Annotated in this window: 25 protein-coding genes; 4 read left to right on the top strand and 21 right to left on the bottom strand. The window is 35.8% G+C overall.

Annotated elements, in window-relative coordinates:
- Positions 1-29 precede the first annotated feature (29 nt).
- From J2Z81_RS11325 to acpS, 10 genes are all read right to left on the bottom strand, one after another.
- Positions 30-1,043, bottom strand: coding sequence for a PP2C family protein-serine/threonine phosphatase (locus J2Z81_RS11325; RefSeq protein ID WP_226371380.1), 1,014 nt, complete (start codon positions 1,041-1,043; stop codon positions 30-32).
- Between the two features lie 35 nt (positions 1,044-1,078).
- Entirely contained in the window at positions 1,079-1,480 is a 402-nt protein-coding gene (locus J2Z81_RS11320) for an anti-sigma regulatory factor (protein ID WP_029267254.1), read from the bottom strand.
- A 3-nt stretch (positions 1,481-1,483) separates the two neighbouring features.
- Positions 1,484-1,840 carry an STAS domain-containing protein gene (locus J2Z81_RS11315; RefSeq protein WP_226371379.1) on the bottom strand — a complete coding sequence of 119 codons (357 nt, stop codon included), beginning with the start codon at positions 1,838-1,840 and terminating at the stop codon, positions 1,484-1,486.
- 4 nt (positions 1,841-1,844) lie between these two features.
- The gene (locus J2Z81_RS11310) at positions 1,845-2,714 is read right to left on the bottom strand and encodes an RsbT co-antagonist protein RsbRA (RefSeq protein WP_029267251.1); all 870 of its coding nucleotides are present in this window, start codon (positions 2,712-2,714) and stop codon (positions 1,845-1,847) included.
- A gap of 175 nt (positions 2,715-2,889) precedes the next feature.
- Positions 2,890-3,249 (bottom strand): type II toxin-antitoxin system PemK/MazF family toxin, encoded by a 360-nt coding sequence (locus tag J2Z81_RS11305; protein ID WP_029267249.1) that lies wholly within the window; start codon positions 3,247-3,249, stop codon positions 2,890-2,892.
- A 4-nt stretch (positions 3,250-3,253) separates the two neighbouring features.
- Entirely contained in the window at positions 3,254-3,538 is a 285-nt protein-coding gene (locus J2Z81_RS11300) for a CopG family ribbon-helix-helix protein (protein WP_029267247.1), read from the bottom strand.
- 270 nt (positions 3,539-3,808) lie between these two features.
- Positions 3,809-4,933: an alanine racemase gene (gene alr, locus J2Z81_RS11295; protein ID WP_029267245.1), complete on the bottom strand. Its 1,125-nt coding sequence runs from the start codon at positions 4,931-4,933 to the stop codon at positions 3,809-3,811.
- Between the two features lie 181 nt (positions 4,934-5,114).
- Complete coding sequence (locus J2Z81_RS11290) at positions 5,115-6,134, bottom strand: LolA family protein (RefSeq protein WP_226371378.1); 1,020 nt, start codon at positions 6,132-6,134, stop codon at positions 5,115-5,117.
- A 127-nt stretch (positions 6,135-6,261) separates the two neighbouring features.
- A complete protein-coding gene (locus tag J2Z81_RS11285; RefSeq protein WP_226371377.1) occupies positions 6,262-7,782 on the bottom strand; it encodes an NAD(P)H-hydrate dehydratase in 1,521 nt (506 codons plus the stop codon).
- A 128-nt stretch (positions 7,783-7,910) separates the two neighbouring features.
- The gene (acpS, locus tag J2Z81_RS11280) at positions 7,911-8,273 is read right to left on the bottom strand and encodes a holo-ACP synthase (protein WP_029267240.1); all 363 of its coding nucleotides are present in this window, start codon (positions 8,271-8,273) and stop codon (positions 7,911-7,913) included.
- A gap of 128 nt (positions 8,274-8,401) precedes the next feature.
- Here acpS and J2Z81_RS11275 point away from each other — a divergent pair, with 128 nt between their 5' ends.
- Positions 8,402-9,166, top strand: coding sequence for a rhomboid family intramembrane serine protease (locus J2Z81_RS11275; RefSeq protein WP_226371376.1), 765 nt, complete (start codon positions 8,402-8,404; stop codon positions 9,164-9,166).
- Positions 9,167-9,320: 154 nt separating this feature from the next.
- On the opposite strand, the gene J2Z81_RS11270 is transcribed toward J2Z81_RS11275, so the two are convergent.
- The 3 genes from J2Z81_RS11270 to J2Z81_RS11260 form a co-directional block, all read right to left on the bottom strand.
- A complete protein-coding gene (locus J2Z81_RS11270; protein WP_226374302.1) occupies positions 9,321-10,757 on the bottom strand; it encodes a PH domain-containing protein in 1,437 nt (478 codons plus the stop codon).
- Positions 10,750-11,229 (bottom strand): PH domain-containing protein, encoded by a 480-nt coding sequence (locus J2Z81_RS11265; RefSeq protein WP_029267237.1) that lies wholly within the window; start codon positions 11,227-11,229, stop codon positions 10,750-10,752. The genes J2Z81_RS11270 and J2Z81_RS11265 overlap by 8 nt, the downstream gene beginning before the upstream one ends.
- A 213-nt stretch (positions 11,230-11,442) precedes the next feature.
- On the bottom strand, positions 11,443-12,909 hold the full coding sequence (locus J2Z81_RS11260) for a DEAD/DEAH box helicase (protein WP_319023838.1): 1,467 nt from the start codon (positions 12,907-12,909) through the stop codon (positions 11,443-11,445).
- Between the two features lie 412 nt (positions 12,910-13,321).
- Here J2Z81_RS11260 and J2Z81_RS11255 point away from each other — a divergent pair, with 412 nt between their 5' ends.
- Positions 13,322-14,227, top strand: a complete 906-nt coding sequence (locus J2Z81_RS11255) for a DMT family transporter (protein ID WP_029267235.1) — start codon at positions 13,322-13,324, stop codon at positions 14,225-14,227.
- A 50-nt stretch (positions 14,228-14,277) separates the two neighbouring features.
- Here the strand turns inward: J2Z81_RS11255 and J2Z81_RS11250 are convergent, their stop codons facing one another.
- The 6 genes from J2Z81_RS11250 to J2Z81_RS11225 all read right to left on the bottom strand — a co-directional run bounded on the left by J2Z81_RS11250 (position 14,278) and on the right by J2Z81_RS11225 (position 19,039).
- Positions 14,278-14,979 carry an alpha/beta hydrolase gene (locus J2Z81_RS11250; protein WP_029267234.1) on the bottom strand — a complete coding sequence of 234 codons (702 nt, stop codon included), beginning with the start codon at positions 14,977-14,979 and terminating at the stop codon, positions 14,278-14,280.
- A 172-nt stretch (positions 14,980-15,151) separates the two neighbouring features.
- The gene (locus J2Z81_RS11245; protein WP_226371375.1) at positions 15,152-15,550 is read right to left on the bottom strand and encodes a YppG family protein; all 399 of its coding nucleotides are present in this window, start codon (positions 15,548-15,550) and stop codon (positions 15,152-15,154) included.
- Between the two features lie 72 nt (positions 15,551-15,622).
- Positions 15,623-15,892, bottom strand: a complete 270-nt coding sequence (locus J2Z81_RS11240; RefSeq protein WP_226371374.1) for a glutaredoxin family protein — start codon at positions 15,890-15,892, stop codon at positions 15,623-15,625.
- 383 nt (positions 15,893-16,275) lie between these two features.
- Positions 16,276-16,902: a PepSY domain-containing protein gene (locus tag J2Z81_RS11235; RefSeq protein ID WP_029271344.1), complete on the bottom strand. Its 627-nt coding sequence runs from the start codon at positions 16,900-16,902 to the stop codon at positions 16,276-16,278.
- 98 nt (positions 16,903-17,000) lie between these two features.
- Positions 17,001-18,347 (bottom strand): sensor histidine kinase, encoded by a 1,347-nt coding sequence (locus tag J2Z81_RS11230; RefSeq protein ID WP_226371373.1) that lies wholly within the window; start codon positions 18,345-18,347, stop codon positions 17,001-17,003.
- 5 nt (positions 18,348-18,352) lie between these two features.
- On the bottom strand, positions 18,353-19,039 hold the full coding sequence (locus J2Z81_RS11225; RefSeq protein ID WP_226371372.1) for a response regulator transcription factor: 687 nt from the start codon (positions 19,037-19,039) through the stop codon (positions 18,353-18,355).
- Between the two features lie 175 nt (positions 19,040-19,214).
- Here J2Z81_RS11225 and J2Z81_RS11220 point away from each other — a divergent pair, with 175 nt between their 5' ends.
- Positions 19,215-19,862, top strand: coding sequence for a VOC family protein (locus J2Z81_RS11220; protein WP_226371371.1), 648 nt, complete (start codon positions 19,215-19,217; stop codon positions 19,860-19,862).
- Between the two features lie 93 nt (positions 19,863-19,955).
- Here the strand turns inward: J2Z81_RS11220 and J2Z81_RS11215 are convergent, their stop codons facing one another.
- Together J2Z81_RS11215 and J2Z81_RS11210 are read right to left on the bottom strand one after the other, a co-directional pair.
- Entirely contained in the window at positions 19,956-20,276 is a 321-nt protein-coding gene (locus J2Z81_RS11215) for a thioredoxin family protein (protein ID WP_226371370.1), read from the bottom strand.
- A gap of 202 nt (positions 20,277-20,478) precedes the next feature.
- Entirely contained in the window at positions 20,479-21,510 is a 1,032-nt protein-coding gene (locus J2Z81_RS11210; RefSeq protein WP_029269573.1) for a PTS sugar transporter subunit IIC, read from the bottom strand.
- A 482-nt stretch (positions 21,511-21,992) separates the two neighbouring features.
- On the opposite strand from J2Z81_RS11210, the gene J2Z81_RS11205 reads away from it, so the two are divergent.
- Positions 21,993-22,688, top strand: coding sequence for a hypothetical protein (locus J2Z81_RS11205; RefSeq protein WP_029269574.1), 696 nt, complete (start codon positions 21,993-21,995; stop codon positions 22,686-22,688).
- Positions 22,689-22,732 lie beyond the last annotated feature (44 nt).

Here is a 22,732-nt window from a genome sequence, read left to right as displayed (position 1 = left end):
TAAAATTTTTTACCCGTTTGAATGGCGAATTAAACATCTTTTCGCAAGATTATTAACGTAAAATCATCTCTTAATTGAAAATTTTGCAGGCGTTGAAAATATTTGTATACGCGATCAACCATTTCCTGCGCTGACAAATGAGCATGATCCCGAATAACGTTAAGGACTTCTTCTCTTTCAATAAAACGTTCACCTTGTCTGCACTCAGTAACTCCATCTGTTAGTAAAATGATCATGTCGTCTTTATTTATATATAAATTATATTGATGATATTTAGCATCTAATGAGACACCCAATACTAACCCTTTTGCTTCAATTTCTTCAAATTTGTCTCGTTTAGCATTGTAATAAAATCCAGGTTCATGCCCTGCTGAAGCATAGTGGAGCTTGTTATCTTTTGGCTGATATTGTGCGTAGAACATCGTAATAAACATACTTGGATCTACATTCCGTTCCACTACTCGATTTAAATTCTCCAGGATTGACTTCGGCTGCATCGCGTTTTCTGGAAAACTGTCCATGGAATACTTAATCATCGACATACACAATGCTGCGGGTACACCTTTTCCAATTACATCCGCTAAAGCAATGCCAATTGAACCATCGTTGCTTTCAATAAAATGATGATAATCTCCGTTCATTTGATTTGCAGGCACACTTATTACACCAATATCCAATCCTTCAATATTGGGTTTTGAGGTTGCCAATAATGTATCTTGCATACTAGCTGCAACAGCTATTTGGGATTTTAATGCTAATTGCTCCTCTCTTAATGTTTGAAACTCTTGGTGTGCCAAACCATAAGAAATCATTGTCTCCAATAAAAAGTTCATGGAACGTTGAAATTCCCCTGATAAACTTGGGTATAATTCGTCCAATGCTTGCATATGCAAATTAACTATTTCCTCTGGTAAAATATTATTCTTAAGAAATGATTTGCTTATTTGCTCTGCTCGATACAAAAATTTTTCATCTTGTGTCTCAATATAATTTTTCAATAAGCTTTTATAATTCTTTGCATCTAAATCAATCACATTACCCACGAATATACCCCCTTTTATCTACGGCTAGTATATTTTTACCGTAACCATTTAATTGTTTTTACTTCTGTACCCTGTTCTTTTTCAGATATTAGATCAAATTCATCCATGAGACGTTTTACACCCGGAAGACCTGCTCCCAGTCCTCTTGACGTGGAATAGCCGTCCTGCATAACCAGACTTATATCACTTATTCCTGGCCCACTATCAATAGCAATCATGCTTATGCCCTTTTTGTCTATAGTCTCAATCGCTTCAAAGCAAACTTTGCCGCTATCGGCATATAAATATATATTACGAGCTAACTCGGAGACTGCTGTTGCTATACGGGCTTGGTCTACCGTACCGAATCCAATCTTCTTCGCAATATCCCGACCAAGTTGACGTGCACCAACAATATCCCACTCTTTTTGAATGTTTATACAGGATTGGGTTCCCATTAACTATTCCCCCAATTCCTGATGTAGTTTAATTAAACCTTGCTCTAAATCTAGTGCTGTTGCCACACCAGTTAAATGTATCCCCAGATCGACCAAGGTCATTGCAACTGCAGGTTGAATTCCAGTTAAAACTACTTTCGCCCCCATTAAATCTGACATTGTAACAACATCACCTAAAACCTTAGCAATGAATGAGTCAATGATTTCAACAGAGGTTAAATCATTAACAACTCCTGATGTTCCACTTTTATGAATTTTATCCAGCAAATCCTCTTGAAATTGTATCGCTGTTTGATCATCTATTTCGGTTTGGATTGAAATTAATAGATAATTATACAGTTTGAGAATAGGTATACGCATACTTTCACTCCCTGTGTAATGAATTGATCATGTTTTCGAGATTATCCACTTTGGTATCAAGGTCGACTATTTTTCGATTTGTAATTTCTAAAGCGGTTGTAAAACCTTTACGCAATGAGCTTTTTGTCGGGAATTGACTAAGATCAATTCCTAGATTCACAATTGTTTGGGCAATTTCTGGACGGATTCCAACGAGGATGCATTTTGCTCCAATTAATCGAACGGCTTCAGCCGCCTGAATAATATGATGGGCAACCATGGTATCTACAACAGGAACTCCGGTAATATCCATTAAAACAACCTCTGAATTATGACGAATCACACCTTCAAGCAAGTTTTCCATAATAAATTTTGCACGTTCCGTATCGATCGTGCCAATTAACGGCATAATTGTTATATTCTCCATTACTGGTATAAGCGGAGCAGATAATTCTTGTAAAGCTAATCGCTGCAATGAAACGACATTCTCCCAGTTGCCGGAATATTCGTTTACTAATTGACGAATCAATGGTTCGACCCATTTATCTACACTTTGCAGAACTAAAGAAATATGATTTGAATCTACCTTTTCCGATTGACTAAGAATGAAATCCACCGTTACTCGTCTGAATACTTGAAGCCCGTCGGTAATATAACTTAGCGGCCAACCTAAATTAATTAGTTTTTCAGCAAAGTCTTCTAGCGTTTCTGCAGGCTCTACATTTTTAATCCTTGTAAAAATCACGTTTACGAATTCACGATTCGTGCTGTCAAATAACTCTTCGGAAATACTAGATGTATAATTTGCATCTTTTAAGGCGTTAACTTCCTCCACCCACATTCGAACAATTGTATCACTATTTTCTAGAACTATTTTTTTAAATTGACTATCCATCTGCTTCCTCCAAATAATTGTTTGAATTTGTTGTATTTTGGCACATTGACCTATATTATGCAAATCTTTACTATTTTTTCTTTTTTAATTATTGTAACATACTCAACCAGAGAAGAAGGTTAAATTTTTGAACACTAAAAAAACCCCAGCGTTATTTGTTTAACAAAGGGGCTTACTAATGGTCATACATATCCTTAAGACCGAGGCTTATTTCTACTGCTCGATCTATTTTTTTCATCATTTCATTGTCTACTTTTGTAATTTTATCTGTTAATCGCTGTTTATCTAATGTTCTAATTTGCTCCAGCAATATAACAGAATTACGGTCGAAACCATATTTTTTTGCATTGATTTCGACATGAGTTGGTAGTTTAGCCTTTTGAATTTGGGCTGTGATTGCTGCTACGATCACAGTTGGGCTAAACCTATTACCAATATCATTTTGCAGGATCAATACAGGGCGTATGCCCCCCTGTTCTGACCCAACTACAGGGGATAAGTCGGCGAAATACACTTCGCCTCTTTGAACGATCAAATCGCTACACCCCGATCACTGAGCGCTCTAAAGTGGTTTCAGCCTCCTCTTCAGCCTGAAAAGCTTCCGAAGCAATTGTTAGATTTATACCTGCCATTTCTTCATAACCTTTTTGCATGGTTTTATGAAACTGTCGAATGTGCTCATCTTTTTTGTATTCTAAATAGTTCCTCGTTGCCTGACATATGAAGTCACTTAAATTGCTATTTTCATGCTTCATTAATCCATCCACCTCATTTAACAGGTTTTTAGGTAATCTTACTAAAACTTCTTGTAAGCTTTCTGACAAACCATACACCTCCGCAAACTGTTGAACGACCATTTATGAAATTCATAAACAATAATATCATTGAATACGGTGCTTTGCAAAGGCTTGTAATAATTTTTTGAGAATCATACTCTTGTTCACATTTAACTTTTTATACTGTGGTATATATTATTTCCAATTATAAATATATATTCCATTTTGCCCTATTTTTAACATATTCATTATTTAATTCTTTATTACTTACCAGTAAATACCTTTACCATCTTAACCACAAGTATAAGTATAAATTTTTTATTCATTTATATAAACTCGTGGGACCCGCTGATTTATCATACAAGGTATCTCATAATTAATCGTTCCTAAATAATCAGCGATCTCATCCATCTTGATGGAAGCGCCATTTTGCTCTCCGATTAAAGTTACTGGGGTACCTATAGGGTATTTCTTATCTAAAAGAATCATTGTTTGGTCCATGCAAACACGTCCAACAATTGGCATCCTTTTTCCTCCAACCAACACTTCTGCACCTTGTAATTTGCGAATCCAGCCATCTCCATAACCAATTGGTATCGTACCTATCCATTCGTTCCTTTTTGCTTTATAGGTCGCCCCGTAGCTAATGGATTCCCCTGCCTCAATCTGTTTCACATGAATTAACTGACTCCTGAGGGAAAATGCTTGCTTTAACGATATGGATTTCTCTTGTTTTACGGTTTTAGAAGGATACATGCCATACATTGCGATACCATATCTTATATAATGGTACATTTTATTTGGAAAACGAATGGAAGCGGCGCTGTTCCCTATATGAATGGAGACAGGTCTTTTCCAAAGACGATTAAATATGTTTAATAGGCGTTCAAAACGTTCCTGTTGTTCATGAAAATAATTTAAGTTTTCTTCATCAGCTGTTGCAAAGTGAGTATATACCCCTGTAAGCTGAATGTTAGGATTTTCTCTTATTGTTTCTAGCAGCTGTATTAACTCTTCCTCTCTACGAAGACCTACTCTTGCCATCCCCGTGTCTATTTCTATATTAACCTTTAATTTTTTAGAAAATGTATAATTACTTACTTCTTGAATCCACTCTTTTTGAAAAGTTGTCACGGTAATATCATTTTCCGCTGCTAAAAGAGCGGCTTTAGGTGAAACTCTTCCAAATACTAATATTGGTGCAGCAATACCAGCATCACGCAATTCCGTTGCTTCTTCCATCAACGCTACTGCTAATGCCTTCGCACCGCATTGTAGGGCCTTTTTTGCAATTTGAACCGCCCCATGTCCATATGCATTAGCTTTTACCACCGCAATAATATTGCTCTTATCCGGTAAACTTTGCTGCATTTGTTCAATATTATATCCGATTGCATCCAAGTCGATCTCTGCCCATGTTTCTCTGAAAAAATTTTGTACCACAATCAGATAACTCCTTTCACTCACTTGCATACGCTCTATATGATTGATGGGATTTTGAATATTTCTTAGATTCTCTTGTTATATTATTTCCTTTTCCCCTGAAGCTGTCAATTAATTTTATAAGGAAATGCAATAAAAAGCAGACCCCTTCTCTTTATGAGTCTGCCTACTTGTTGTCAATTTACTTCACTTCTTTTCCTTGAACGGATTGAGCCACTTCAATTAGTTCCTCTTTCGTTAAATCCTCACTAGCTAGATAATAATCTACACCATTATGGGTCCATTCAAGTGTGTTTTCAGAGAGTGCTCCGATACTCTGCCCCAAGTTTACAATATCTCCTTTAACTTCTTGAGGGGATGCAATTGTTGGGGCAGTATCCATTTTTTCTTGAATTAAAGTGAAATCCTTTTCTCCACTATAAGATAGAATTACACGTTCCCCATTTTCTAAATTTACTTCTTTCTTTTCTTCTAGTTCAGCGCCAGATATATTTTCTGGAAAAACAACAGATAGTGGTTGATCAGTTTCTCCTTTTGTTTTTGAAACTGCCTCATCGGTATTGTTGCTTGACTCATCTTTTTTCATCTCAAAGTCATCTTTTTTAAAGCTAGGTTTCGTGTCAAATTCAGAAAATTTCACTTCGACCAAAGCCTGCTTATCTTTATCCAGAACTTTTACTAAATCAGGAGTATACGTTTTTTTATTAAAATGGATTTCTTGAAATGGTAAGTTGTTATTGCTTTGGTAATTTGTCTTTGTTTTGAAAATATAATGCGTATCATTTGCTTCAAACTCAGCTTCAGGATCTTCCTTTACATCTTTTACCAACGACTGAAATAGATAAGGCTGGCTGCTATTTTCCGGCCAATCTGTTTGGAATTTAAAACTTTTATCTAAAGCAGGTGTCAAAACAAAAACTCCATCTTCATTTTTTAAAATAACCTGACTGCCCTTCTCATCAGCCTGGCTATTTAGAGCTACCTTGTAAAAATCCTTTTTCTTATGCCAAATATCCAACTTGTAATCCTGATCCTCTTTGCCTGTCTTCATTTTCATATCGGCTTTTGCTTTATATCCGTCCATTTCTTCAAGCTTTTCATCTAATTTCTCCACTACATCCTCTTGGGACTTTTCGCCACAAGCCGATAGTAGAATAAGACCGAATACAACTGCTATCCAGATACCTATTTTTTTCTTCATGGACATATCTCCCTTGTCTCATTTCCAATTTAAAAGCGAATTCCATTAAAATAATTTCGATTCATTTTAACTTCACGCTTTTATATCTTGAATCTGGGACCGTGGGAACATTATCACCTTTTAAGCTTTAAGAAAATGTACGATACACTTTTGAAATACCTTCAATAACATCAGATGCCATTAGATCGTAATAGGAATGCATTTCTTCAACTAGCATATCAGCAGCAGTTCCATGAATAAAACAAGCATTACAGATTCCTTGAAAAATCGATTGATCTTGCATCGTCATAGCTAATATAATACCGGTCAGTACATCTCCGCTTCCGCCCTTTGCTAATCCAGGATTACCCGCTAAACTTACGGCTTGTTTTCCATTTGGTGCAGTTATAATCGTATACGTTCCTTTAAGCACGACATACACACGGTACTTCTTAGCAAAGTCTAAGGTGTATGTAAACGGAGCTTTTAGAAGCTCTGGAACTGGAATATTTAAAAGCATTGCCATTTCGCCTGGATGTGGCGTCACGATCGTAGGGGGTGTCCTTTTCTCGAGCATAGTAAGACAGTCTTTAATATGGTATAAGCCATCCGCATCAATTACGACGGGACAATTTGCTTCCTTAGCAATTTTTCGTACTAGTATGCCAGTTTCATCCATTCGTCCCATTCCAATACCAATCGCTATTGCATCATATTTATCAAGTAAAATCTGACTATCATTATCCAAATAACCATTCATTTCTGATAATGGCAGATAAGTTGCTTCAATACATTCCGAAGCAATCGTCTCAATGACACTTTTTATTGTACCGGCCGTGACTAGGCCTGCCCCTGACTTCAAAGCAGCCTTCACGGCCATTACGAGTGAGCCAGGCATCTCCTGACTACCTCCTACAACTAAACCTCTTCCAAAGCTTCCTTTATGGGAATATGGACTTCGTTTTGGCAATGTTTTTTGAAAATGCTCTGTTTTTACCACGTATCTATGTGCATATTTTTGAAAGGCGAATAATGGGAAACCGATAGAAATAAGGTCCCATTTTCCATAAAAGGGCGCAGTATGCTGTAAAAATAAGCTTATTTTTGGTGCACCAATAACAATGGTGTAATCAGCTTGGACAGATTTGAAATCGCTTATTCCCTCATCAGCTGGAAGCCCTGACGGGATGTCGACAGATATTATGGCCTTTGCTTCCTTATTTATAATAGAAGCAATTGTAGCAATAGGCTCTCTTAATATTCCTTTAACCCCTATCCCTACCATTGCATCAACAATAATATCTGCATTTCTTACAAGATTAGCTATCTCTTTCTCTCCCGCTATTAAAGATACCGATCCTCCGCAATTAACAAATAACTGCTTATGGAAGAACGCATCTCCGGTTATTTTTTCATTCGGTACAACTTGCATAATAGAGACGTCATACTGTCGATTCAGCAATGTCCTTGCAATTACAAATCCATCTCCGCCGTTGTTACCAGCACCTGCAAAAACGATCATTTTGTCTGTTGCTTCATTTACTTTTGCTTCAACTTTTCTGGCTATCTCCCTTCCCGCATTTTCCATTAATAACTTCCCATCAATTCCAACTTTTTCTATTGTGTAATGATCAATATCGTACATTTCTTTAGCGGTGACAATATACAAATTGTTCCCTCCTACCCGCACTAAAATAATATGAGACAACCTTGTTAATTATGCAGGCAAACTTCATTCAAACGCTTAAGTTCCTGCTGTGAAAAATATTTAACATTCCTAAACCACTAGCAGCTTTATTAATTATGTTCTTCGATGATTACCTGAGCAGCAGCATAATCTTTGCTGTGCGTAATGGAGATAAAAATATGATCTGCTTCATATCCTTTTACTCTTAGCAACGGAGCATTATTTTTTCTATGTAACACTTCAATATGTTGAAAACTTAATTTACCAATACCACATCCAGCTGCCTTTGCAAATGCTTCTTTTGCAGCAAATCTTCCTGCTAGAAACTCTATCTTCCTGCGCTTATTTAGGAGCTTATTAAAAATCTTTTTTTCATTTTCAGTTAAAATCCGATTGACAAATCGCTCCTGTCTAGCCATACTTTTTTTAATACGCTGCATTTCAATTATATCGAGTCCAATACCTTTGATCATTGGGCGTCTACCTTTCTTTTTGGGTTAGTTTTTAGTAACCTAATAATGTTCATACTAATAAATGTCAACTATTATAATCATATTACCCGCATTCATTTCTGTCTAAAATAATTAGAGGGAGGAAAAGGATGTTTATTCGTACAGAGAGAAGTATAAAAGAATTTGTCCACTACTATCCGATAGTTTCTGGATTAGTAATCATTAATCTTTCCCTGTGGGTTATGATTGACTTTTTACAACTACCATTAGGTAATCAATTATTTCAGTGGGGTGCTGGCCATAATATCTCGATCCATAACGGTGAATACTGGCGTTTACTCACATCAGTGTTTCTCCATGGCGGTCTCATGCATGCATTATTTAATTCATTCGCATTGGTCTTATTTGGGCCAGCTCTGGAACAAATGATTGGTAAAATAAAGTTCATTATTGCTTATGTGGGGGCGGGTCTAATAGGAAATCTTGCTACCTATCTGATTGCCCCTACAGCATTCTATGTACATGTTGGAGCTTCCGGAGCAGTCTATGGACTGCTTGGAATGTATATTTTTATGGTTGTACTCCGTAAACATCTCATCGATCCAGGAAGTGCACAAATCGTCATCATCATTTCAATTATTGGTGGGATCATGACCGTTTTACGTCCTGGTATCAATGTTTATGCACATCTTTTTGGATTTATTGGCGGTTTTGGTCTTGCTTCCCTTTTACTAAACAATGCGCAACCCTTTTCTATTTGGCAAAACCGGCGTGTTCAAAATGACGATTCCATCCAGTTTAATCCGGATCGCTGGAAGAAAAAACGCATACCAAAGCGAATAAAATCTCGTATTTTATGGGGGGTTTTAATCATCCTTGTAATACTTGGACTTTGGAGCAGATTAAATCCATAAAATAACGGTGTTCAAAAGTAATCCGAGTTGAATATACCTAATTCTGATGACCGGTGCTGTCCGAACTTTTATGTTTTTGGTCCCCACAACGACCACAGCACTATATTTATTTAAGACTCTAGGTAAGGAGGGTGAGCCTGCCACCTCATCCTCCTTATTTTTTGTCTTTCGGCTTCTCATTACGAAATGAATACCAACCAGCTAATCGATTCGCCTGTTCGTTATCCATATGTTCTAATGCATAATGTCTTCCTGATCCCCCCGTACCTATGATGGATAGTTTCATGGTAGCTAATTTTTGTATCTTTTGAATCTTATGCTGCTTCTTCTCCAATGACTGTATCCGTTTCTGATACATACTTACTGTTCTTCTACTAATCCCACGATATCGTATAGTTAAACATTTTCCTTCTAATCGATAACCGCCATCTCTATAACGCAGAAAACCTAATAAAAGACTTAAAGCTAGTAGGACGACGGCCACCCAAACAAAGGATGGTAGGAAATAAGCCATTCCAATTACACCAAAAATAAATAAAGAGGAAACACGCAGCAAATAAAATTTCGCGGCACGTTTTGGCAGTGGAGCAACTTTATTAGACTCCGCTCGATAAGCAGGAAGAAATTGCTGCAAAAACTCATCCACTTCACTTGCTTTCATAATTGGAAATAAGATTGTCGAAAAGTCCTCTCCTTTTTCCATTGAGCCACCCGCTATTTCTGCGAATATGGAAACATAGCCAAGTGGTTGCCTAATCAAATTTTCTTCTATACCTACTGCCTGAATCCTTTTTAACGGAATTGTTATTTGTTTTTTCTCAAGCAGCCCTCGTGTGATAAAGAGTTCATCGTTATTTTTCTTTATCGTAAAATTCCCGTATTTAATTATTGTTCCCGCAATACCAAGCAACCATAAGAAAAGTAAGATAACAAGACTTAATCCAAAAAGAAAGAGAATACTTAAGCCAATGAGCCATTCAATTGTACTTTCAAAAATGCGATCTGGTATAAACTGTTCTATTTTTGCAAAAGAAAAAGCAAACAGGGCTAGAATTACCCCGACACTTCCTGACGTTGAACCGGCAATAAATAAGTTTTTTAACATTACGTGTCTAGAAGGATTAATAGATTCCCCTGCTTGAACGGGGACCTGTATTTCTGTTATTTTAAGTGCTTCTCTTAACCGTTCACCATCAACCCGTTTAACTGCTTTTAAGGAGGCCTCTGCATCAGTTCCACCTCCAGCCGTTTCAATTTGAACTTGTACTAAACGGAACAGACGGTGCACGACACCAGCTGTCAAATCAATCGATTGTATCCGGTTTTTAGAAATGTATCTTTTGTTACGAATGAATATACCATATTCGATCCTGAGTTCTTCATTCTCGACTCGATAAGAAAAGCGGTACCACGATAAAATGCTAAATGTAATCAATAGAATAAGAAAAATAGCTACACCGAGATAAATATACGTTGATGCAATTCTTTGAAATGATGCAAAAAACATTGCAATTATTGGAATAATTGCGTCCTTTATAGTTTTTATTGCAGTAAAGACAATTGTGATTGGGTGTAATCGTTGGCTAGACATCATCTTCATCCACCCTTGCCAGCGCCGATATTTGATCTCGAAGATTAGAAGCGTCCTCCATCCGTAATGCAGGTATTTCATGTGTTGTAGCTGCTGTTGAAATTGTTACACTAGCCAATTGAAATTTTTTAAGAATAGGACCTTGTTTTGTATCCACGTGTTGTACGCGTATCATCGGCACCAGTGTTCTGGACATAATTAAAATGCCATGTTGAATATAGATCTCTTGTTCAAACAATTCATAACGCCATCGACTCCACCGGAGCTTTGGGAATATGAAAACAAATACATAAGTACTTAGCAGGCAAATAGCAATTATGATAAAAACGAACCAAATTGGTACGTCAAGAATAATAAATAACACCGTAACTGCGATCGCTAAAAGCCAAAGGATGCTTACATATATTATAGCAGTGATTCTCCAAGCCTTTATTGCACTGGTAGCAATTCTATTTATCGGGGGCTTTCTCATAATTCTTCCTCCATCTTTAGGATATAATGCGTCTTCTCAATCATTCGTTGTGATTAATACTGGAAAAATCTTCACAGTCCTGATTTTATACGATGTACAATTAATTTTCCAATGTATGATAATGACCTACTCATCTTCCATGTTGCCTGTAAAAAGAAAAAATTAAGAGGCTAACTATATAAAGTCAATAGTTAGCCTCTTTTCTACTACTAGTTAATCATGTTTTCTTCGTTTTTGGAAATTTCCCTTGCGGTTACGACCGCCACCTTGATTTCGTCCGCCTTGATTTCTTTTTCCATGATACCTTTTTTTATTATTCGGACGTCGTTTATTATCTTTACTTCTTTGAGCCTTTTTCACACTGATTGGTGCTACCGAAGAAATACGGACTGGTGTATTCTTACGCTCCTTTGTCAACATTTTGAGCGCTGCAGCAATTACCGTAATTGAATCATGGTTCTGTAATAATTCGTTGGCTGTCTCATGATATTGCTTTAAATCCTTCTGTTCGATTGTTTTTAGAAGTTTATCTACAGCAATTCGCTGTTGTCCACGTTGTGCATCCTGATTGGTAGGAGGCATAATACGTTTCATTTTACTTTTGGTTACTTTTTCAATTAACTTCAAGTGTGCCATTTCTCTTGGAGTTATAAAGGAGATGGCTTCTCCTGTACGACCAGCTCTGCCTGTGCGTCCAATTCGATGTACATAACTTTCTGGATCCTGTGGAATATCAAAATTATAAACATGCGTAACACCGGAAATATCCAGACCCCGAGCTGCAACATCCGTCGCAACTAATACTTCTACACGGCCGTGCTTGAATTTATTTAGTACTGACATCCGTTTTCCTTGTGTTAAGTCACCATGAATACCTTCTGCTTTAAACCCTCTAGCCTGTAATCCTTCGGTTATTTCATCTACACGTTTTTTCGTTCTACTGAAAACAATAGCTAACTCAGGCGCATTAACATCCAAGTGGTTTGTTAATGTATCAAATTTATACTTTTCTGGAACTTCCATAAAGTATTGATCAATATTCTCAACTGTCATTTCCTTTGCTTTTACTTTAATTTCCTTTGGATCTTTCATCAATTTTGATGCAATATCACGAATTTCCTTTGGCATTGTTGCGGAGAATAACAGTGTTTGCCTATCCTCAGGAATACCTTTTAAAATATTGCGGATATCATCAATGAAGCCCATGTTAAGCATTTCATCAGCTTCATCTAAGACAGCTATTTGAACTCGTTCTGTCCGTATTGTTTTTCTGCGCATATGGTCAAGTAATCTTCCTGGTGTTGCTACTACAATTTGAGGTCCCTCTTTTAGGGAACGAATTTGTCTTTCCATATGCTGTCCACCGTATACGGGTAATGTGCGGATTCCTTTAAATTTACCTAACCGGTGAACCTCTTCTGAAACTTGAATGGCAAGTTCCCGTGTTGGAGCAACTACTAACCCCTGAATCCTTCTTTGCTTCGGATCAATTTTTTCTATCATTGGGATCCCAAACGCTGCAGTTTTCCCTGTTCCAGTTTGCGCTTGTCCGATCACATCATTCCCTTGCATTGCAAGCGGAATCGTTTCTTTTTGAATTGGCGTCGCTTCCTCAAATCCCATTTTCTCTAATGCTTTCATAATGGGATTTGATATACCAAGCTCTTTAAATGTTGTCACCTTGTTTGTCTACTCCTTTTTTCTTGAAATTTATCACTTTTTCTGACCAGTTTTATGGCTTTTCGAAACCTTCAATTTATACTTTAGAGTTGAAATAATTATAAGAGCCGTATAATTTTACAGGCATACTTAATACTAGAACTCAAGCAATATCTATATTTAACGGAATAATGTTTCACATTTTTTCTTGAAAAATTATGACCTATACTTTCTATTATTTAAAGTATAAAAAAGGCTTCTTCCATGATCGATGATGGATGAGGCCTCGACTGGAAAACTCATGAATTAAAGCTATCTTATCATAACACAAATACGATGGTAATTTCTACTACTGCAAAAATGATTTTTTTGTCATACCATGATAAAATGGTTTGTATTGGCAAAAATGATATGACTCCTAGGGAGGGGTATTATGCGGTTACCTCCGTTTAATCCTTATATAGCGGTTGTAATTGGCGTTATAGCCGTATCCACATCAGCTGTTCTCGTAAAGTTAGCTGATGGTGCTCCGGCAGCAATTATTGCTAACTACCGTTTATTGTTTGCAGTAATAATTATGGCGCCGTTTATAATAAAAAATAACAGACATGAGTTTCGGCTCATTTCCAAAAAAGATTGGTTTTTTTCTGCCCTTGCTGGCATATTTTTAGCCTTCCACTTTATTCTTTGGTTTGAATCCTTAAATTATACTTCTGTGGCAAGTTCCGTCGTGCTTGTAACGCTACAGCCGATTTTCGCCTTTTTAGGTACCTACATTTTTTTTAAAGAACGCTTCTCCCCAGGTGCTATTATTAGTATGATCATTGCTTTGCTCGGCAGCATCATAATTAGCTGGGGTGACTTTCAAATAAGCGGCGCTGCATTTTTTGGCGATATTTTAGCGTTGCTTGGTGCTATAACTGTCACTGCTTACTTTTTATTAGGGCAAAAAGTTAGAAGGAGATTATCGCTGATGCCCTACACGTTTGTCGTATATGGTATAAGCTCTATTACACTGATTCTCTATAACTTCATCTTGCAAAATCCTTTTTTCGGGTATCCTGCTAACCATTGGTGGATTTTTCTTGCCCTGGCAGTATTGCCCACTTTCTTAGGCCATTCTTTATTTAATTGGGCCTTAAGGTGGTTAAGTACTTCCACAATATCAATGGGGATTGTTTTTGAGCCTATCGGCGCTACCATCCTTGCATACTTTATTTTAGGCGAGCAAGTAACATGGTCACAGTGGTTAGGCGGCACAATTGTGATATTCGGATTATTTTTATTTGTCGTGAGCACTTCTCGTAAATCCAAAGTTACGATAGCACGAAAAAGATAAATCATTATATCTAATCAAAAAGGGGCCGCTCATATAGTAGCAAGCCCCTGTTATATATTACTTTTTGGTTTTTCAAGGAAGTTAAAAATCATTGTGTTCAAGGTATCTTTATCATCTCCTAAGCAAATAAGATGCTTGGATCGGTCGAAAAAAATAACTTCTTTATGTACGGAATTAATTTCTTTATCCAAGTAATAGGCGGTTCTTGCTGGAACCATCCCATCCTGTTGGCCTTGAGCGATTAGTACCGGAGCCTCAACCTTTTTCAAGTAAGGCTTCGTGTATCGAACTAATTTTAAAAACTCGATATTTGCCCTAAATGGAACCATCCCTATTTTCTTTTTGTAATGAATATATAATTTGTTTTCCCCAAGTCTACCTCTACAACCATCTGCAATTACCAGTCCAATGTCACGACTGATTTGTCCTAAAGATAAATATTTTCCGGATGTGGCTAATAAAACAAGTTTGTCTATATTGTATTTAGCAGCCAGATAAGCAGCAATCATTCCCCCCATTGAAAAACCGATTACATAAATCTCATCATATTTCTTTTTTAGCTGTTTCATCACGTCTTCAGCTTTTTTAATCCACTTTTTATAGGACACGTTTTTCAACGCAAGTATTCGTCCGTGTCCTGGTAATACGGGGACTTTTATATCCCAGTTCGTATGCTCTTTTAAATACTCTGTTAATGGGCCTAGTTCATAAGGGCCTCCTGTAAAACCATGTATAATTAAACACCCAACCATAAGGATTCTCCTTCTAAAAATATGTATGTATCCTATCTTATTCCCTTTTTTAACATAAGCTATAATTTAAAATAACACACATTTTAAATTTCTCCCCAACAGTACGATTTTTGGAATAAATAAAGAAGCTGATGTTTACTTATTTGTTCAGCTTCTTCATATCAACGGCTATTTATTTAAAACTCTTGATCAAAGATCCAAATTGCTTGATAAGTGGGGATACTTGCTGGACTGTATTTGCCAGTTGCCCAACTGTTGAAAACATTTTATCAAAATCTACTTGCCCGTTTTCGTCTTGAAAATAAGCTATAAGGCTATTCGCTGTGCCCATATTATTTGGGCCTGCATCAAATTGGTGTTGATTTTGATACCAATTGATTGGTTGGTGTGGTTTTGCAAAATGTTCAAAAGGCGTTTTTTGAAACGACCCTGGCCCATGTGCCGGCATGTTCATACTGTAATAGTACTCTGGTGGGGGCTGTGGTGGGACAGGGCTATAATAATAAGGATTTTCATGATAATCTGGTTGCTGTCGATAATAAAGGGATTGATATGAATTCCTATTATACAACGTACACACCCCTTTTTCTTTCTTAACTATATTATTTTATGCATGTAACTAAGGTGGTGTGTTATTTTCAAGTTAATCTTCTATCGTAAAACCGCTTTGTTTTATACTCAGAGCTTGTCTTATTTTATTTTTTTGAAATCCTAAAATAGCTCTATATTCCCCTTCAATAAATGTTGCAGGTGTTCCATAGATACCTAATTTCTGGAGCTCGTATAAATGCTCACGTTGCTTAGAAATATTCTTTATTTGGTAAAATACATTCCATTCATCCAGTTGCGCCAATAAATCGTTGCATTTATTACAACCATCACTAACGTAAATGGTCACATTTTTATTGTTCATTTATGTTCCCTCCTAGGTGTCAATTATTTTGTCACTCCTTTTTCGTTTATTTTTAATTCCCTAATTAACGGCAATCAAACGTAAATATTTAAATAATATTACATTTTCATTACAGTATTGTGCATAATTAAAAGCAATCCGCAGTGCCAGTATTTCTTTCTAGCACAACAGATTGCTCCTAAGATTTGATTACTTTATAACTTACACTTTGCTATTTCCCCTAAGTAAATCAAAACGTTTATTTTCAGCGTCTTCTGCTCATTCAATAAGAAGCCCAGCACGAATTCTAATCTTGATCTCCCTACTGTTTACCCTGAAAACAAACAGTTAAACTTCTATTTTCGACTTAAATATATGCGAATTCCAGTCCCTTTTTACTTTTTTTAATCATAATCAATAACGATAACTTCTCCGGTATATGCATCAACTTCAATTTCTGCTTCTTTTTCGCCGTTTTCAATTTCAATTTCATAAATTAATCGTCCATCATCTTCATCTAAATCGAAGTCACTAACAGTCCCCTCAAATGCATCTAACGCTATTTTCTTCGCCTCTTTTCCAGAAATAGCTGTTTCTTTTTCTGAAATATTCAGTTGTTCATTCGAATGAGTACTTTTCTTTGATTCATTATTATTATTTAATTCATTATTTTCTTTTGAATCATTGCTTTTATTTCTCTTATTTTCAGTTTCTTTTTTATCTTTGGCTGAGGTCGAAGAATTTTTAGATGGCTTTTCTTTTATATCTAAAATTTCTCCGCTATTTCCGTCAACCTTTAAATCATACTCTTTTTTATCGTTTGCTATTTCCACTTCATATATAGCTCGGTTAAACTCTGTTTCCTGCTCTAGTTCGGTAATTTTTCCTGGATATTGTTTTTTTACTATATCTCTAACTTCATTTATCGTCAATGATGGCTCAGATGGTGACGCACTTGTATGAAAAACTCCTAATCCTAAAAAACCAGCTGCGACTACACAACCAAGCACTATCCCTAGTTTCTTTTTCATTTCTAATTCCTCCCTTTTATATTCTAATTTCATCATACGCTACAAAAATGAAATATCCTTGTGAAAAAGATTAGAATTTGATGAGAAAAATGAGAAACTTATTTATACATTAATGGAAGAGTTACGATGAATGTCGTACCCTTTTTTATTTCACTATCAACAGAAATTTCACCATTGTGTGAGCGAACAATCGATTTAGCTATAGGAAGGCCAAGCCCTGTACCACCAGTTTCCCTGCTTCTAGCTTTATCAACACGATAAAATCGATCAAAAATTCGAGCTTGTTCCTCTTGCTCCATGCCATTTCCAAAATCGGTAACCTTTAAAATCGCATAATGATCTTTTTTCGAAACGTCTAATCTTACGTCCTTTTCACTATACTTTAAAGCATTATCGACCAAAATATAAATGACCTGTTTCAATTGCTCCTCGTTGCCACTAACAATAATCGTGCGTTCTGATGAAGTTAATGTAATATTACGTGTATATGCTCCGGAAAATGTTTTTCTTACGGTTTCACAAAGCTGAACAATATTTATATCTGTTCGTTTCGATTCCTCCTGATTTTTTGCTAATAGCAACATTTGCTCTACTAATAATTGCATACGATCCGCTTCAGAGTCAATTGCCTGTACTGCTTCGTCGAACACTTCAGGTCGATTTTTCCCTTGTCTTTCCAATAACTGTGCATAGCTTTTCAAGATGGAGATAGGCGTCTTTAACTCATGTGAAGCATTTGATACAAATTGTTCCTGCTTTTGAAAATTATCTTTTAAATGATCAATCATATCGTTAAATGTTTTTTCCATTTGGTATAACTCATCTTGGCTGCGATTTAAAACATCAATTTTAGTCCATTTCTCCTGTTTCATATTTGCCTTCATTGTCTGAATAAGTTCTTGAATCGGATAAAGCAAAAAGCGACTTAAAACATTTCCTGCAACGACGGTTGGAATAAGCATTAAAATTGTAGCTACAGCTAAAACAATGAATAAGGTTCGCATTGTCTCTTTCAATGCCATTAGATGTTTTGAGACTTGAAGTGTAACAATTTCCCCATCATTCCATATAATAGGTTTTGTCATTACCACAACATTTGTGCTATCATCTCTTTTTATAATTTCACGCTTTTCTTTCGTCGAGTACGCTTTTGGTAAACTTGTGTACTCATCTTTCTTCGTTAGTGTATCCAATGGAGTGCCATCTTTTTGAATAATTCTTATCATTCCATCCGTCGGTAAATAGGCTTTTAATAATTGACTCTTCGCAACGTCCGGATTTGATTGCAATGTTTCTATAATTGTGGTAGTTTGTGTTTCTAATTGATCCAATTCGCTGTCGGCAGATATTTTATAAAATAAAAAGTAAATGGAGGTATTAATAAGTAACATCATTAATAACATAAAAAGACTGGAAAACAATTGAATCTTCGTTCGCAGTTTCATTTCGCTCAGTCCTTTATCGTATATCCAACTCCACGTACCGTTTGAATATAAGGTGTGTCAAAACCTTTATCAATTTTTTGACGCAGATAGCGGATATATACATCTACAACGTTTGTATCACCATAAAAATCATATCCCCAAACTTGCTCAATTAGCTTTTCCCGGGTTAAGACAATATTCTTGTTTTTCAGCAAACAAACAAGTAAATCAAATTCACGCGGGGTAAGTTCAATATTTTTATTTGAACGATTTACTTCGTGCTTGTGAATATCAACCGATAAATCGCCTACAGTAATTATTTCATCAGTAGGTCCATTCATTGTCATCCGTTGACGCAAATGCACTCTGATACGGGCAAGAAGTTCTTCAATTTGAAACGGTTTTGTTATATAATCATTAGCACCCAAATCCAATCCACTTACTTTATCATGCACTTCATCTCTTGCGGTCAATAAAATGATAGGGGTAGTTTTATCTGTCCTTCTTACTTTCCTTAAGACTTCCAAACCACTTAATTCTGGCAGCATGATATCAAGTAAAACCAAGTCCCATTCCTTTTCTTCCATCAGTTGAAGCGCATCTTTACCATTATTCGCAATCGATGTTGTATAATTTTCATATTGAAGTTCTAATTGCAAGACTCTGCTTAATTTTTGTTCATCCTCTACAATTAAAATGTTCGGTTGACTCATGTAATTTCACCTTCACTAATATACTTTTTCTTGTACTATAGCAAATTATTTCGAAATTGTAATTAAATATGAAAAACAATCGGAACAAACAAAAATCTTGCAAGAAATATTATTTTTAGTAGATAATAGGTAGATATTATATTTAAAAGCAAACGAAACTAAAGGAGGTTCAAAAATGCTACAACTTGATCATATTGTTATAGCCACTCCTGATATGGATGAAAGTATTTCTCAGTACAGTAGTAAGTTTGCTAACAAGGTAGTCAAGGGCGGAGAACATGAAGAATGGGGTACTTATAATTACTTGTCATTCTTTTCTAATACCAGCTATTTGGAATTCATAAATATTTATGATTTTAAGACGGCAAAAGAAGCTGAAAACCCGCTTATTCAACATCTTGTTCATGTTTTAGAAGAAAGTAAATACGGCGCCTTTCAATTTGCACTTCGTACAAAACAACTAGATAAATACATTACTCACTTTAAAAAGCATAACATTCCTTATAAAGGCCCTTATGCTGCTGAGCGAGTGAAACCAGATGGCACTATTTTAAAATGGAGAATGCTTTTACCTGAATATAATTACAAAGATGAAGTTCTTCCTTTCCTAATCGAATGGGAGGACCCTAATATTGTATTTTCTGAGACAAATCTATCCAATGCAAAAAGTATAACAAAAATTAAATATGGCGGAATAACAAAAGAAGAATTTGCACGTATTTATCAGTTAAAACCTAGAAAACTGGATAAAAATCAATTGCATTTACTTAATAGTAAAATATTTTTTGATAATGATAGAAAATTACGATTTGATTTAGCTTGATCTACCCCACTAAGTTAATGAAATATGAACTTAAAATAAAAAGAAGCTGTTTTCCTAAAGTGTCAAAATCATATGGGAAACAGCTTCTTGTTATTAACCCAATTGCTGATGCAAAAACTCAGTTATTGATTCCGGGGTTTTTGTATATGCACTATGCAGATGTGCTTTTTTTTCACCGTTTTGAAAAACCAACAAACTAGGTATCCCCATTACTTCATGTTTTTCTGCTATACCTTTCACTTGATCGCTATTTATTTCGTACCAGTCATAATTATTAAACTCTTCGATAACCCCATTAATAAACATATCCAGTCGTTTACAATCCGGACACCAATCGGCAAAAAACTTAATGATGATAGGTTTTTCACTTTGGATGACTTCATTAAATTGATCTTCTGAGTTAATCTCTTCCATTGATGACCACTCCTATTTAATTTAAATTCTTTGTTTATATTCTACTCTCCTAAAAGATTCGCTACAAACAAAAGAACCAAAATGGTACAGGTAATTATACCGATTAATCATACCGAATACGAAAACCAAACTTCATACACCTACTTTTTAGTAAAGTAATACAAAAGTTTATTGTCATTTTTTAAAAACCATTTTGTGACGGTTAAGCAGATGTTTGAGCCATATCTCGAATCTGGTCCACCCGGCGAATTTTATAGTTTTTAAATAGATATGAACCAATAAATCCCCATAACGCACTAAATGAAGCACAAAGTAGTGCTATAATAGTTACCTTTAGCGGATCATTAAACCCATACATTACTGCAAATCCTGCGATGGGAGTGGCTGTTCCGGTTGCTCCGTTCACTAAACCAGACAATGCAATAAAAATACCTGATGTTGCTCCACCTAGGAAATTTGTTACATATACAGGTATCGGATTTGCCGAAATAATGTCCACTTGTGATAATGGCTCAATTGCAACTGAGATGGTTGTTTTTCGGTCGCCGAATTTCATCCGATGGAAAAAAACAAAGTTCATAAAAGATGATCCAAATACTGCTAGAGCTCCAATTGCCATAGGTACACCAGTTAATCCCAACATGGCGGTCAAAGCCATTGAACTTAAAGGTGCTGTAGCCACAACCGTGATGACACCACCTAAAATGATTCCCATAACAATTGGATTTGTATCCGTAGTTTGTGTAATAATTCCTCCAATATTTAGCAGTGTTGCGTCAACAAGCGGATCAGCATATACCGCTAATAAACGGACAAGTGGGGCTGCAACAATAATGGTAACAATCAAATCTAGTCCATCTGGTATTTTCGTTTCTATTTTCTTTACTACGAATGACATGAGATAACCAGCAATAAAACCTGGTAAAAGTCCTAGACCTGCGCATGAAACACCTAACATCAATGCATAAACAGGTGAGACTCCCATCGCGAGTGCTACAAGAGATGCAGCTGCAACACCACCCATACTACCTGCCGCGTCACCAACTTCTCCTAAAAATTCAATATGTAATAGATCGCCCCCTACGTACCGCTGAAAAGCTTCCACTAAAAAAGTAGCTATAGCAGCACTTGCTAACGCACTCATCGCTTTCATGCCTTTTGGTGCTTTATAGCTAAAAAGGGTAAAACATCCCAACACAATAAATAAGAGTACAGTTCCTTTGACAATTTCCATTATGCTCTCTCCTCTTGGTGTATTTGAATATGTTGTCATCTTCTTTCTTGCATTTTATATCCTTTTGAATATGTACTCGTTTATTGAACATACTGCATTTCTCAATGCATGATTTCATACAAGTTTATTGTTCTATTTTCTCACTACTGTATGTAATCGCTTCCTATTTACAACTCCTTCACTATATCATAGTTTAATTATGTTTAAAATTACATTTTAATGTTTAAAAATCTTCATTGTAGAATGATGAATCTGATAATTGCTTGTAACTACTTCGCCATCAGGCAGATTCAAATCATCTCACACATAAAATTGTATTATGTTACTGCATAAATCTAATTTACATCATTAATTTTGAAATAGGGTAAATCATAATAGCAATATAAACAATCATTTTTTTAACAAAGGCAAATTTAATTTGAGCAGTAATTTATGCAACATGGTAGTATGGAAAAAACTGTAACAGGAGGGATATTTACTTTATGGGAAAGCGTATAATTATGGAAGATGAAAGAAAGATAAATAACAATACGATTGCTTATCTTTACGACAAACTCCAAATTGATTTATATAGGGTTCTCCAAGAATTATATGACTACTCATGGGTCCATTTTCGTAATACGTTAAGAAATAAAATAAATGAAATCGGGAAGGAAATTGAAGTACCAAAACGTTTGATAAAACGTATTTCTCCTCAACTTGTCTGGTGGATGATTCTTCATGAACCTTTTCATAAAGATAGAACTACCATTTTAGAACGGTATATAAAGTTAAATCAATTCAAATGGAAAGACAGATGTGCTGTTTTCCATGATACTGTATCCAACTGGAAATTTATTTCACCTGGTTTTTATATAACAAAATCAGTAGAAGAGAACCAGCGAAATGGAACTCTTATTAACATTGTTGGATCGAAACAATATACAGTTGCAGTCTGGAACCATCTTTTCGAACCTCTAAAAAACGGAGAATTGTTAACTGGATACCTCTTTCCTATTGGAAATGGTATATATACTTCACCAATGGATCTGTTTCATATTTCTGTTAACGAAACACCACGAGTTACTTGGGAAGTGCTTCTACAATTTCACCGCCATAAGCTATCTTCTAGTCACTCTCCTGATCCTCGATTGTACCTATCATTAGTAACTACTGCCCTTGAAACCATTGAAGCATGAGATCATAGCCAGGATACTCCTTAAATGTTTTGTAAATTTTTATA

Origin of the sequence: Virgibacillus alimentarius (genome assembly GCF_017874635.1) — a bacterium.
Classification (GTDB): Bacteria; Bacillota; Bacilli; order Bacillales; family Amphibacillaceae; genus Virgibacillus_B; species Virgibacillus_B alimentarius.
This window is presented reverse-complemented; position numbering and strand designations above follow the sequence as displayed.